We start from the raw sequence: 12872 nt of genomic DNA on the forward strand, positions 1-12872 counted from the left end.
CGGCGACCTCAGCGGAAGAAGGCGCGCAGGACGGCGGCGCTCTCGGTCTCCAGCACCCCGCCGTAGACCTCGGGGCGGTGGTTCAGCCGGCGGTCGCGGAGCACGTCCCAGAGCGATCCTGCCGCGCCGGTCTTGGGCTCCCAAGCGCCGAAGACGACGGTGGAGACCCGGGCCAGCACCAGCGCCCCCGCGCACATGGTGCACGGTTCCAGGGTGACCACCAGGGTGCAGCCGTCCAGCCGCCAGCGGCCGGCCCGCTCGGCACCCCGGCGCAGGGCCAGCACCTCGGCGTGGGCGGTGGGGTCGCCGGTCAGTTCCCGTTCGTTGCGCCCGATGGCCAACTCGGTCCCGTCCGGCCCGTAGAGCACCGCGCCCACCGGCACGTCGTCGACGTCGGTGGTGCCCGCCGCCGCGCCGGCGGTGCCGGTGACGGCGACCTCCAGGGCGCGGCGCATCCACAGCTCGTGCCGCTGGCGACGGCCGACCGCACCCGGGTCGGCCAGGCCCTCGTGCGCGCCCGGTCCGGCACGTCCCACCACACCGGGAGTCGGTTGCCCCGGCCGGATCGTCTCCAGTGCCGGGTCGGTGGCGTCCGCCGGCTCAGACCTCACGCAGCTCCTCGACCTCGTCGGCGCAGCCGAGCACCTGGCAGATCTCGGAGGTGACATCCGCCGGCAGCATCCCCTCGTGCGTGCACAGGGTCAGCAGCTTCTGCGCGGAGATGCCCAGGTTGGTCAGCAGGTCGGCCTCACCCACCGGATCGGCCTCCGGATCGACGGCGGGCTGCTCGCTCTCCTCGTCACCGGTGGACGCCGGGCGTGGTTCCTCGTCGCCGTCGAGCCCGGTGACCGAGGTCTTGAGGTCACCGACCAGCAGCGCGCCCAGCGGAGACTCCTCGGCGTACGCGGAATCCGAACCGAACACCCGCAGGTCCTCGCCCTCGTCGAGACGCAGGATCACCAGGTACGCGTCATCGGCCTCGACGAAGAGCAGCGACACGTCGGCCTCCTGGTCGACGTCACGCAGCCGCTCGGCGACCTCGTCGATGTCGGTGGCGCCACGCAGGCTGACCTCGGCGGCGGTCCAGCCACTGTCGTCGCGCACCACGGCCGCAGCGAAGTACGACACGGTCCCCCCAATAGCCCTCGACACAGCGTCGACTCGTTACGCGTGCACGTTAGCCGGTCGGGTCGGCAGGCGACTCGTCAACGCCCCGAGAGGTCGGTCATTCCTGACAAAGTCGGATCAGCCGGTTACTCGACGGCGGGTAGCGATGAGCTCGCGCAGACGCTCGGTGCGCTGCCGCTGGGGTCGGCTGCGCTGACGGACCGCGCGGGCGCCCGCCAACTCGGCAAGCAACTGCAGGCGGCGTCGACTGCGATCGGGGTCCTGTCGCGGGGTGGTCCAGGCCATGGTCCCGAGCGTGCCGAGTCTCGGCGGCTACGTCAAGACAGCGTTCGCTACGCAGCCAACCGGGCACACGGCGCAATCGTCCGCAGCCCCCGGATCACCACAGCGGCCAGTCACCGCTGGTGGCCCAGCGGACCGCCACCACGGCAGCGGCGATGCTCCAGCCACCCGCCGTGACGATGGCCACCCCGGTGGCGACCCCACGATCGCCGTAGCGGACCAGCACCAACGCGGTCACCCACGCCAGCAGACCCGCCAACACCGTCCACCACGCGTAGCTCGTCAGATCGGTGCCGAGCAGGCCGAACAGCAGCAGCCAGGTGGCCGCCGCGCCACCGCCGGCGGCGACGCCACCGCCGCTGACCGGGTGCGGCTCGCGGTAGGTGGGGCGGGACGGGGGACCGGCCGGGAAGAGCCCCGACGGGAGACGCGCCACCTGGTGCGCGGCACCAGGATCCGGGCCAGGATCGGGTCGGGCGATGGTCACCGTCGCTGCCCTCCCTCACGCGCGCCACTCGTGCTCACGGTACCGGCTCTGGAAGGATGACCGGATGCCCTCGCCGACGATCAGCCGCCGCGCGCGTCCGGTGTACCCGATCCTGCTGCTTCTCGCCCCGGTGCTGGCCGCCGGCTGCGCGACCACCCGACCGGGAGCGCCGACCGACGCCGCTCCGACGACGCCGTCGGCGGTCTGGGCGACCGCCGACCAGGCGGTGTCGCCGACAGCCGCGCCGAAGGCCACGCCGACGGCGACCGGTCCGGCCCGCCCGAAGCCGTCGTCGGCCAGCCCGTCGGCCACGGCACCCCGCGCCGGGGTGCGGCATGTCTTTCCGGTACGCGCCGGCAACGTGGACTACCACCCGACACACGGCGCGTACCCCGCCACGGATCTCTTCGCCAACTGCGGTGAACCGTTCGTCGCGGTGACCGACGGGACGGTGCTTGAGGTCAGTCGCGTCGACAGGTACACGAAGGGCGGGCCGCAGGGTCCGGACAACGGCGGCCTGTCGGTCTCCCTGCTGGGCGACGACGGGGTGCGTTACTACGGTTCGCACCTGAGCGTCGTGTCCAGCGGCGTCGACGCCGGGGTGCGGGTCCGCGCCGGGCAGCAGCTCGGCAAGGTGGGCCGCACCGGCAACGCCAACAACGTCTGCCACGTGCACTTCGGCATCTCGCCACCGTGCAAGGGCAAGGACGGCTGGTGGATCCGGCGTGGAGTGCTCTGGCCGGCTCGGTACCTGGATTCCTGGCGCGGTGGTGGCAATCGGGAACCGGCCGCCGAGGTCGTCGCGTGGCAGCGCAAAAACGGCTGCCCGAAGGCTCCCTGACCGGCCCCGCAGCGACTAGGTTCGGTGGGATGAAGGCCCGGGACCCCATCGCCGACCTGCGCCGCATCGCTTTCCTGCTGGAGCGGGCGAACGAGGCGACGTACCGGGTTCGAGCGTTCCGGTCGGCGGCGAAGGCGTTGGCGGGTCTGCCGGCGACCGAGGTGGCCGCGCGGGCGGACAACGGCACGCTCACCGAGTTGGCCGGGGTCGGCGACGTGACGGCCCGATGCGTGGCGGAGTCGCTGGCCGGTGAGGAGCCGGTCTACCTGCGCCGACTGGTGGCGACCGAGGGCAGTGACCTCGACGCCGAGGCCACGGCGCTGCGCGCCGCCCTGAAGGGCGACTGCCACACCCACTCGGACTGGTCCGACGGCGGCTCGCCGATCGAGGAGATGGCACTGGCCGCGGTCGAGTTGGGCCACGAATACCTGGTGCTGACCGACCACTCACCACGGCTGACGGTGGCCCGGGGGCTGACCGCCGACCGCCTGCGCCGGCAGCTCGATCACGTGGCGCAGGTGAACGCGGCGCTGCCCGAGGGCTTCCGGATCCTCACCGGCATCGAGGTGGACATCCTCGCCGACGGCTCCCTCGACCAGGACGACGAGCTGCTGGCCCGGCTGGACGTGGTGGTCGGCTCGGTGCACAGCGGCCTCAAGGACGAGCGGTCGAAGATGACCCGTCGCATGCTGACCGCGGTCGCCAACCCGCACCTGGACATCCTCGGTCACGTCACCGGCCGGATGGTCTCGTCCCGCCCGGCCGGGGTGACCGGGCCGGGTGACCGGGGGCACCGCGCCCGGACCAGGGCGGAGAGCGACTTCGACGCGGATGCCGTCTTCGCCGCCTGCGCCGAGTACGACACCGCCGTCGAGATCAACTCCCGGCCGGAACGGCAGGATCCGCCGAAGCGCCTGATCCGCCGTGCGCTGGAGGCTGGCTGCCGGTTCGCCATCAACACCGACGCGCACGCGCCCGGCCAACTCGACTGGCAGCGGTTCGGCTGTGAGCGGGCCGCCCTCTGCGGCGTCCCCGTCGACTCGGTGGTCAACACCTGGCCGGCGAAACAGTTGGTCGCCTGGACGCACGAGCGAGCCTGACCAACGTCGCGTCCAACCACGGCGGCTCTGCTCGCCCGGCGACCCGGCCGCTCAACGCAGATCGCCCGACCGGCCGCTCGGCGCAGATCGCCCGACCGGCCGCTCGGTCTTGATCGACTCGACTTCAAGGAAATCGGCCTGTCCTACTGCCTTGGACACCCCGACTCCAATGAAGCCGAGTCGATCACTCGCCGCGCGGAGCCGGGCCGAGTCGATCACGCGCCGCGCGGAGCCGGGCCGAGTCGATCACGCGCCGCGCGGAGCCGGGCCGGGCCGGTCAGTGGTGGGCGGGCTCGGCGGCGGGGGTGGCGGTGGGCTCGGCGGCTGGGGCGGCGGGAGCACCGACACCGACCACCGGGCGGGACTTCCGGCGCCCGAACGCGCCCTGCGCGACCGCGACCCCCAGCAGCACGATGAGCGCGCCGACCGGCTGGTGCCAGTTGAGCCGCTCGTCGAGCGCCATGGCTCCGATCAGCACCGCGAAGATCGGGATCAGGTACGTGACGGTGGACGCGGTGCTCGCGCCGGCCACCCGGATGTTGCGCATGTTGATGACGAAGGCGAGCCCCGTGCCGAGCGCGCCGAGGGTCAGCACGCTCGCGACCACCCCGGCGGACAACTCGGTGGGCAGCGGCGGCAGGCCGGCGACGAACGGGGTGACGATGGCCAGTTGCACGGCGGCCAGCAGCAGTTGCGCCGCGGAGAGCGACAGGCCGGAGTAGGAGCTGCCGGCGACGAACCGCTTCTGGTACGGGATGGCGACGCCGTAGCAGGCGGCCGCGCCGAAGCACATCAACTGCCCGGTGAAGTGCGCACCGCCGATGCCCTCCCAGACCCCCAGCACCACGAGCACCCCGAGGAAGCCGAGGCCGAGCCCGATCGCGCGGCGCACGGTCAGCCGCTCGGTGCGGAAGACGAGCACCGCCAGCGGCAGCACGATCAGGGGCGTGGTGGCGTTCCAGATCCCGGCGAGCATCGACTCGACCCGCTGCTCGCCGTAGCCGAAGAGGGTGAACGGCACGGCCACGCCGAACGCGGCGCCGACGGTCAGGTGCGCCCAGATCCGGGGCTCGCGAGGCAGCCGGTCGCGCAGCACGGCGAGGACGACCAAGAGGGTCAACGCACCGGCGACGACCCGGTAGAGGGTGAGCTGGACCGGGTGCAGCTCGGCCACCCCGACCTTGATGAACAGGAAGCTGGAACCCCAGATCACGGCGAGGGCGACGAAGCCTGGCAGCCAGGCGCGAACCGGTGCCTTGTCAGGAGTGGTATCGGCAGTCACCCCTGACACTCTGCCGGACCCCTCCGACAAAGTCGCGCGCCTTTCGGCCGTTGCGCCGCTCGTCACGTCAGTGGTCTGAACACGCCAAACGTCGTCGACACGAGGGCGGGGTGGTCACGTAGGGTCGCTGCGTGGGACGAATCGATGAAATCGCCAACCGTTATGTGGCCGAGTGGGCGCCGTTGAGCCCCACCGGCGCGACCTTCGTCGGCATCGCCGGCCATGAAGACCAACTCGACGATCTCTCACCTGAGGGTTACCGGGCGCGCGCGGACCTCACCCGCCGGACGCTTGCCGAGCTTGAGGTGACCGAGCCGCAGACCGAGTCCGAGCGGATCGCCAAGGAGGCCATGCAGGAACGGCTCGGCCTGGACCTGGCCCGGTACGACTCCGGCGAGACGACAAGCGGCATCAGCGTGATCGAAAGCGGGCTGCACGAGATCCGCATGGTGTTCGACCTGATGCCGACCGCGACCAGCGACGATCGGGCGAACATCGCCGCCCGGCTCAACGGCTTCGGCGCCGCGCTGGACGGCTACAAGACCACCCTGCGTGAGGCGCTCGCCTCCGGTCAGGTCAGCTCGAAGGTGCAGCTGGTCGAGGTGGCCAAGCAGTGCGACATCTGGGTCGACCCGACCGGCGACAACTTCTTCCACGGGCTGGTCGAGCGGCTGGGCGCTGAGGGTTCGCTCGGCGCGGAACTGCGGCGGGGCGCGGCGGCGGCAACCGCGGCGACCGCCGAGTTCGGCCAGTTCCTGCGTACCGAACTGGCCCCGCACGGGCGGGACAAGCAGGCCGCTGGCCGGGAGCGCTACGAGCTCGCCTCGCAGTACTTCCTCGGCGCCAAGGTCGATCTGGACGAGACGTACGCCTGGGGTTTCGCGGAGCTGGCCCGCCTGGAGGCGGAGATGCGGGTCGTCGCGGGACGCATCGCGGGCTCCGGTGCCACCGTCGACGAGGCCGTGGCCAGGTTGGACGCCGACCCGGCGCGGACCATCCAGGGCAAGGAGGCGTTCCGGGACTGGATGCAGGCCCTCGCCGACAAGGCGATCACCGAGTTGCACGGCACCCACTTCGACATCCCGGAGCAGGTCCGGCGCATCGAGTGCTGCCTCGCCCCGACCAGCGACGGCGCGATCTACTACACCGGCCCCAGTGAGGACTTCTCCCGCCCGGGTCGGATGTGGTGGGCGGTGCCGCAGGGCATCAGCGACTTCTCGACGTGGCGAGAGGTGACCACGGTCTACCACGAGGGCGTGCCCGGTCACCATCTCCAGGTGGGGCAGACCGCCGTCCGCGCCGACCTGCTCAACCGTTGGCAGCGGCTGCTCTGCTGGGTCTCCGGGCACGGCGAGGGCTGGGCTCTCTACTCGGAGCGGCTGATGGACGAGCTGGGTTACCTGGAGGACCCGGGCGACAAACTGGGCATGCTCGACGGCCAGGCGATGCGCGCGGCACGGGTGATCGTCGACATCGGCATGCACCTGGAGCTGGAGATCCCCAAGGACAATCCGTTCGGCTTCCACCCGGGCGAGCGGTGGACGCCCGAGCTGGGCTGGGAGTTCATGCGGGCGCACTGCCGGGTTCCGGACGAGAATCTGCGCTTCGAGCTGAACCGCTACCTGGGTTGGCCGGGGCAGGCTCCGTCGTACAAGGTGGGTGAGCGGATCTGGCTCCAGGCCCGCGAGGACGCCAAGGCCCGCAAGGGCGCCGACTTCGACCTGCGGGAGTTCCACCGCCAGGCGTTGGACCTGGGCGCGCTGGGTCTCGACCCGCTGCGCCGGGCGCTGGCCCGGCTCTGAGCCAGCAAAGGCTTCAAGCGCCGGCGGTACGACGTACCGCCGGCGCTTCCCGCCGTGCCCGTTCAGCCGAGGGTCAGCGCCAACGCCGGTCGGGCGGTCAGCGTGTCACTTGTGACGTACGCCAGGTCGATGACCGGGTCGGTGAACGTGATCGGGATGGGCGAGGTGACCGGCACACCGTCCGGCAGCGGCAGATCCGGCGTCAGGGTGATCTTGATGCCGAGTAGCCGGCCGACGAACCGGGTGGCGTAGAACGCCACGTCTCCGCTGACGGTCAGCCGGTCGGTCGCGTAACGCTGGTTGCGCCCAGCGGGGCCGTCGGCGCTGAGCAGGAAGTCGTCGGTCACCGCCTCACGCATGCTGAACTTCAGCACCTTGAGGTCGCCTCTGACGGTACGCAGGTCGGTGGTTCCCTCGAACCGCAGCCCGGTCATCCGGACCGACGATCCGGTGAGCTTGGAGGGCGTCTGCGCCACCGTCGGCAGGGTCGGATCGGCGGCGATGCGCGGCAGCGGCTTGCCCGGCTCGACCGCGCCCGGCCTGTCGGGGTTCGGCGTACCCGGCCGGTCGGGGGTTGGTCCGCCCGGCCCCTCGGGGGTCGCCGTGCCCGGCCCGCCCGGGGCCGGCGGCGGGCAGTTGCCGGGGCCGTCCGTCGGGGTGCCGGTCGGTCCCAGAGTGGGCGGGGCGGCCGGGCTCGTCGAGGGCTCCTCGCGGCGCCCACCACCCAGCAGATCACCGATGCCGTCCAGGAGGTCGGTGACCACGTTGCCGTCCGGGCTCGGGGTCGGTGTGGCCGGGGTGTGGCTGGGCGACGGGCTGGCCTCCCGGGACGGGGTGGGGCAGGCGGTCGCCGCCGGCCGGCTCGGGGCGGCTCGCACCACTCGGGGTTGGATCGCCAGCCCACCCGCGGCCAGGCCGAGCACCACGAGAACGATGCCGTACGTCCGGTGGGGGTCAGTCGACGGTCCCGGCCGCGCGGGCGGCTCGCCGTCGTCGGCCACCTGGGCCGTCGTCGGGAGAACGGCCCGCTCGACGCCAGCCGGCTCGGCATCCGACCGCTCATCGTCAGCCGACTCGACGCCGCCAAGCCCACCAGCCGACCGCTCATCGCCAGCCGGTGGCGTGGCCGGCGTCCAGGCGAAGGCGAGCGCGCTGCCGACGATGCCGAGGAGCAGACCGACGAAGAAGCCGCCGAGGTTGAGCCCGATCAGCGAGTAGACCGCGGTGACCGCCGCGACGACCGAGTAGAACAGGCGCTGCGCCGGGGTGAACCAGAGCAGCAGACCGCAGGTGACCAGGATGACCGGGATCAGCAGCGAGAGTAGGCCGCTCGCCCCACTGTGAAAGCTGAGGCCGTTGAGGGTCATCCGGGTGGACGCAAACATCTCCAGCCCGGCCAGGGCGGTGAGCAGGCCACCGTAGAACGGTCGACTGCGCCGCCATCGGCGGAAGAGCCGCCACGCCTGAGCCGGACCGCCGGGCCGGGCGTGGGACGGGTTCGCGGTTGTCACGTACTCCTCCTGGCCACGCGGGGAAACGGACACGGGCCGGACCCGCGGCGGTGGCGCGCCGCGGGCCTCGGCTCACCTCAGAAGCACTCCTTGCCCTTGGCGTCGTCGCCCACGTTGACCTTCAGTCGAAGCCCGACCAGGTTGAACGTGGCCGCCGTGGTGTAGCGGGACACCTGCTGCAGGTTGGTGATGGTGACGTGGTCGGAGTTCTGGCCGAACGAGCCGGCCTGCGCCGTCGGGTTCAGGTCGGTGGCGTCCCGACCGATCTTGATGTTGGTGAAGGTCGCGTTGCCGTTGAGCGAGTCCATCGCGATCAGCAGGTCCTTGGCCCGCGCGGGCTCCTTGCCCTCACCGGCGTTGATGGTGAGCACCACCGGCAGGCCCGGCAGGTCGGCGCGGACGGACTGGCAGAGGCTGTACAACTCGGCGCTGCTGATCTCGGAGAGCGCGATCGGGTGGACCTGACCGGCCTTTCCGTCCTTGCCCTTCTCCCGGACGATGCCGCCGTACTGCTTGAAGCCGTCACCCTCGAGGCGCTCGGCGCCGATCTTGAAGGTCTGGCCGGAGACCGTGATGTCGGACGCGATCGCGCCCGTCGACATTCCGAACAGGATGGCGCCCGCGGCGGCCGTGGCGGGTACCGCCATCGCGGCGAACCGCCGCCACCGGGTACGACCCTGATTGTTCAACCGATCCTGCACGGGTTCCTCCTCGAGGTGGATGCGCGCGGTTGCCGGTGACGAACTGGCGGCCCCGTGCCGGGCTCGGCACTGTTACCGGCGGGTAACGATCGGGGTTGATGGTGCACCCGTTGGGGCGTAGGTCACAACCCCCCGATTACCGGGCAGTAATAGAGGCCCGCGTCGACACCGGCACCGCATCACGCTGGGTTGCGGAAGCCGTCGATAAAGAAGGCAAAAAGGACGGAGAGCGGCGCGATTCGCCGGAACTGCTGCGGAGCGTGACGAGACATCGCCCGATTACAATAATGTAACGACCGCGCAGCGGGTGGTTTGACGCAGCTCAGGAGCGGTCCAACCGGTCAGACCCCGGCCAACCAGTCCTCGAGAAGGCGGTGGTCGATGGCGTCCACCCGCCCGAGCGTACGGCCGGAGGCCACCCGCTCCCGCAACTCCGCCCGGGTGAACCAGCGCGCCTCCAGCAACTCCTCACCGTCGACGCGTACCTCGTCGGACGTGGCGGTGGCCCGGAAGCCCACCATCAGGCCGGCGGGGAACGGCCACGCCTGCGACCCCTGGTAGGTCACGTCGGTGACGGTCACGCCCGCCTCCTCGGCCATCTCCCGACGAACCGCGTCCTCCAGGCTCTCGCCGACCTCCACGAAGCCGGCCAGCGTCGAGAACGCGTCCTCGGCCGCGCCCGCGTGCCGGGCCAGCAGACACCGACCCGGTGGGCCGGGCGCCTCGACCAGCACGATGATCGCCGGTTCGATCCGGGGGAAGAGGAGACGCCCGCAGTCACCGCCGGTGCAGGTGCGCATGTGTCCGCCGCCGTCCGCGACGGCCGGCGACCCGCACGCCCCGCAGTATCGCTGCTGCCGATGCCAGTGCAACAAACCCCGGGCGTACGCCTGGACGGCCGCGTCACCCGGTTCGAGCCGCCCGACCAGGGCCCGCACGTCGACGGAACGTGCCGCACCGGCCATCTCGACGGCGGCCCGCTCGGAGAGTGCGGACAGGTCCACGGCAAACGTGGCCACGTCACCGTCGAGCCCCAGGAAGACCGTCTCACCCGCGGCGGACCGGACGAGCGCAGCCCGCTCCGCGCTGAGCCGGACCGGCCCGTCCGCGTCGACGAGACAGCGGTCCCGCCACAGCGCCAACACCACGGTGCCCGACTCGGCGAGCAGCGCGCTCAACCGGGCCGGATCGGTGCGCAGGGGACCCGCCCGGTCCAACCAACCGCCGCCGTACGCCAACACCCGCTCCGCAGTGTCCACCCGGTCACCGTGCCACGTCTGCGGTTCGCCGCCGGCACCGCCCCCGCGCCCCGACGACACGCCGGGCGACACGCGCCAGCAGCACCGGATGGGCGCAACCGCAGGGACGGCCGGGTATTGGTTACCGTAGGTGCCTCCGGGAGGGCGTACCTCCCGCGGCACCCTGGCGATCGAGGTTGCAGTGACGCTGTACGGCGAAAACAGTCCCCCCGCCGACGACCGGCCCACCGTGCAGGTCACCGCGGTCACCTGGCCGGACGACGGTTCGGTGACGACCTCCGCCCCGGGCGAGCCGGAGGGTGGCCCGAGCCGGCCCCGCCGGGTACGGATGCTGCTCGCCGCCGGTGTCACCGGTGGCGTCCTCGCCGCCGTGGCGGGTGCCGGCGCCTGGGCGTACGCCGGTGACGTTCCTCGTGGCACCACCGTGCTCGGCACCGAACTGGGTGGCCGGAGCCGCGCGGACGCCGACCGGGAGTTGCGGGCCGAGCTGGACCGGCGGGCGGCGGCTCTAGCCGGCCCGTTGAAGATCACTGTCGACGGGCGGACCGCCGAGATCAACCCGGCCGAGGTGGGGTTGGCGGTCGACGTGCCGGCGACCGTCGCGGCAGCGGCTGCCGCCGACGCGCACGCGGTCAGCCGCCTGGTCGGCTCCCGCACGGTCGACCCGGTGGTCACCGTCGACGTGGACCGGTTGGACGACGCGCTCCGTAAGGTGCTCGGCAACCAGGCCCGGGGTATGACGATGCCGGCCATCACCTACCAGGGCACCACGCCGAAGGTCGTGCAGCCCAAGCCGGGGCTGAGCCTGGAACCGCAACGCTCGGCCGAGGTGGTGCGCGCCGGCTGGTTGGCCGGCACCCCGGTCACCGTGCCACTCGTGGAGAGCCACCCGGCGACCACCCCGGAGGAGTTGGACCGGCTGGTCACCGAGTTGGCCAAGCCTGCGGTCGCCAAACCGGTCATCCTGCGTACCGACAAGGGTTCCGTGCAGGTCCCGCCCGCCGCCATCGCGAAGAGCCTGCGATTCACGGCCGACAAGGCCGGCAAGCTGACTCCGTCGGTGGACGTCAAGCGGTTGCGGGCGGCGCTCGGCGACGGCCTGGCCGCCATTGAGGCGCCACCGAAGAACGCCACGATGGCCATCGCCGGCGGGCGGCCCACCACCAAGGATGGGCGACCTGGTCAGCAGCTGGACACCGCGGCCCTGGGTCGGGACCTGCTGGCGGTCCTGCCGAAGGCGGACGGCCGCGAGGTGACCGGCGAGCTGAAGCCGACGCCGCCGGAGCTGACCGCGGAGAAGCTGGCCGGCCTGGGCATCAAGGAGCGGGTGTCCACCTTCACCACCCGTTTCACCGGCGGTATGGCCTCGTCGCGCAGCCAGAACATCGCGACCATCGCGAAGCAGGTGGACGGCACTGTCGTCCTGCCCGGGAAGACGTTCTCGTTGAACGGTCACACCGGCGAGCGCGGCTACGCCCAGGGCTACCGGGACGCTCCGGTCATCCTCGGCGGCAAGCTCGTGCCGGGTGTCGGCGGCGGTACCTCACAGTTCACCACCACGCTGTTCAACGCGACGTACTACGCCGGACTGGAGGACGTCGAGCACAAGCCCCACTCGTACTGGTTCGACCGCTACCCGGCGGTCATCGAGTCGACGATCTTCTGGCCGGACCTGGACTTCAAATTCCGCAACAACACGGAGTACGGCGTCCTCATCGACACCTCGTACACGTCGAGCACGATCACCGTGTCGATCTGGAGCACGAAGATCTACGACAGCGTGAAAACGGAGTACGGGCCGCGTCGCAACATCACCACGCCGAAGCTGATCCACCTGGAACCCGGTCCCTCGTGCATCGCGACCAATGGCATCAACGGCTTCACCCAGGACGCCTTCCGGGTCATCAAGAAGGACGGCGCGGTGGTCAAGCGGGAGAAGTTCACCTGGCGCTACGACGCGGAACCCCGCTACGTCTGCGGGCCCAAGCCCTCCTGACGTCGCACCCGCTCCGAGGTCTACTCGCCGGCGTCACGGCCCTGGCCGTGGCGCCGGCCACCCTGCGGTGGCATGGGCACCACCCGTGCGTCCTGCACTCGGATCTCGGCACGGAAACGGTGTGCGGCCGGATGCCAGATCTCCTCGAACGGGCCCATGACCTCACCACCGATACCGCGGCGCCGTACCCGGGACGCCAGCCACCACAGGATCCCCAGGATCGCTGCCACGCAGCCGGAGAAGACCAGGAGTATCAGCGCGTCGCCCACCCGCTGAGCGTAGCGGCGAGCCTCAGCCCTCGCCGGTGCCCCGGTGTCGGCCAGCTGCGCCGATGTCGGCACGTGCGGCAACACGTCGACGCCTGGCGGCTGTTCGGTTTTGGGCAAGACCGGCCGCAGGCCGCAGGGTCGCGCAACATCCTGGTTGTAGTGGGGTCAGCACGTCGGGGACAGCACGACATCCTGGTTCGAGCGTGACCTTGCC

The 12872-nt window shown here is 71.5% G+C and carries 12 protein-coding genes; 4 read left to right on the plus strand and 8 right to left on the minus strand.

Annotated features, from left to right (window positions below; translation table 11 throughout):
* Nucleotides 1–8: 8 nt before the first annotated feature.
* The 3 genes from AB0A90_RS32915 to AB0A90_RS32925 form a co-directional block, all read right to left on the minus strand.
* Nucleotides 9–455, minus strand: coding sequence for a nucleoside deaminase (locus tag AB0A90_RS32915; RefSeq protein WP_357255594.1), 447 nt, complete (start codon nt 453–455; stop codon nt 9–11).
* Nucleotides 456–600: 145 nt separating this feature from the next.
* The gene (locus AB0A90_RS32920; protein WP_357255569.1) at nt 601–1128 is read right to left on the minus strand and encodes a tRNA adenosine deaminase-associated protein; all 528 of its coding nucleotides are present in this window, start codon (nt 1126–1128) and stop codon (nt 601–603) included.
* Between the two features lie 379 nt (nt 1129–1507).
* Nucleotides 1508–1891, minus strand: coding sequence for a hypothetical protein (locus tag AB0A90_RS32925; RefSeq protein ID WP_357255596.1), 384 nt, complete (start codon nt 1889–1891; stop codon nt 1508–1510).
* A gap of 70 nt (nt 1892–1961) precedes the next feature.
* Here AB0A90_RS32925 and AB0A90_RS32930 point away from each other — a divergent pair, with 70 nt between their 5' ends.
* Complete coding sequence (locus tag AB0A90_RS32930) at nt 1962–2738, plus strand: peptidoglycan DD-metalloendopeptidase family protein (protein ID WP_357255571.1); 777 nt, start codon at nt 1962–1964, stop codon at nt 2736–2738.
* A gap of 29 nt (nt 2739–2767) precedes the next feature.
* Complete coding sequence (locus AB0A90_RS32935; RefSeq protein WP_357255573.1) at nt 2768–3838, plus strand: PHP domain-containing protein; 1071 nt, start codon at nt 2768–2770, stop codon at nt 3836–3838.
* A gap of 277 nt (nt 3839–4115) precedes the next feature.
* Here AB0A90_RS32935 and AB0A90_RS32940 read toward each other — a convergent pair whose 3' ends face one another.
* Nucleotides 4116–5120 carry a DMT family transporter gene (locus tag AB0A90_RS32940; RefSeq protein WP_357255575.1) on the minus strand — a complete coding sequence of 335 codons (1005 nt, stop codon included), beginning with the start codon at nt 5118–5120 and terminating at the stop codon, nt 4116–4118.
* Between the two features lie 131 nt (nt 5121–5251).
* Between AB0A90_RS32940 and AB0A90_RS32945 the strand changes: the two genes are divergently transcribed.
* Nucleotides 5252–6922, plus strand: coding sequence for a DUF885 domain-containing protein (locus tag AB0A90_RS32945; protein ID WP_357255577.1), 1671 nt, complete (start codon nt 5252–5254; stop codon nt 6920–6922).
* 62 nt (nt 6923–6984) lie between these two features.
* On the opposite strand, the gene AB0A90_RS32950 is transcribed toward AB0A90_RS32945, so the two are convergent.
* From AB0A90_RS32950 to nudC, 3 genes are all read right to left on the minus strand, one after another.
* A complete protein-coding gene (locus AB0A90_RS32950) occupies nt 6985–8433 on the minus strand; it encodes a DUF6114 domain-containing protein (RefSeq protein WP_357255579.1) in 1449 nt (482 codons plus the stop codon).
* 77 nt (nt 8434–8510) lie between these two features.
* Entirely contained in the window at nt 8511–9134 is a 624-nt protein-coding gene (locus tag AB0A90_RS32955) for a DUF6230 family protein (protein WP_357255580.1), read from the minus strand.
* A 341-nt stretch (nt 9135–9475) separates the two neighbouring features.
* Nucleotides 9476–10393, minus strand: a complete 918-nt coding sequence (gene nudC / locus AB0A90_RS32960; protein WP_357255581.1) for an NAD(+) diphosphatase — start codon at nt 10391–10393, stop codon at nt 9476–9478.
* A 181-nt stretch (nt 10394–10574) separates the two neighbouring features.
* Between nudC and AB0A90_RS32965 the strand changes: the two genes are divergently transcribed.
* Nucleotides 10575–12389, plus strand: coding sequence for a VanW family protein (locus tag AB0A90_RS32965; RefSeq protein ID WP_357255583.1), 1815 nt, complete (start codon nt 10575–10577; stop codon nt 12387–12389).
* A gap of 20 nt (nt 12390–12409) precedes the next feature.
* Here AB0A90_RS32965 and AB0A90_RS32970 read toward each other — a convergent pair whose 3' ends face one another.
* Complete coding sequence (locus AB0A90_RS32970) at nt 12410–12658, minus strand: hypothetical protein (protein ID WP_357255585.1); 249 nt, start codon at nt 12656–12658, stop codon at nt 12410–12412.
* Nucleotides 12659–12872: the final 214 nt, after the last annotated feature.

Source organism: Micromonospora sp. NPDC049204 (genome assembly GCF_040647935.1).
GTDB lineage: Bacteria > Actinomycetota > Actinomycetes > Mycobacteriales > Micromonosporaceae > Micromonospora.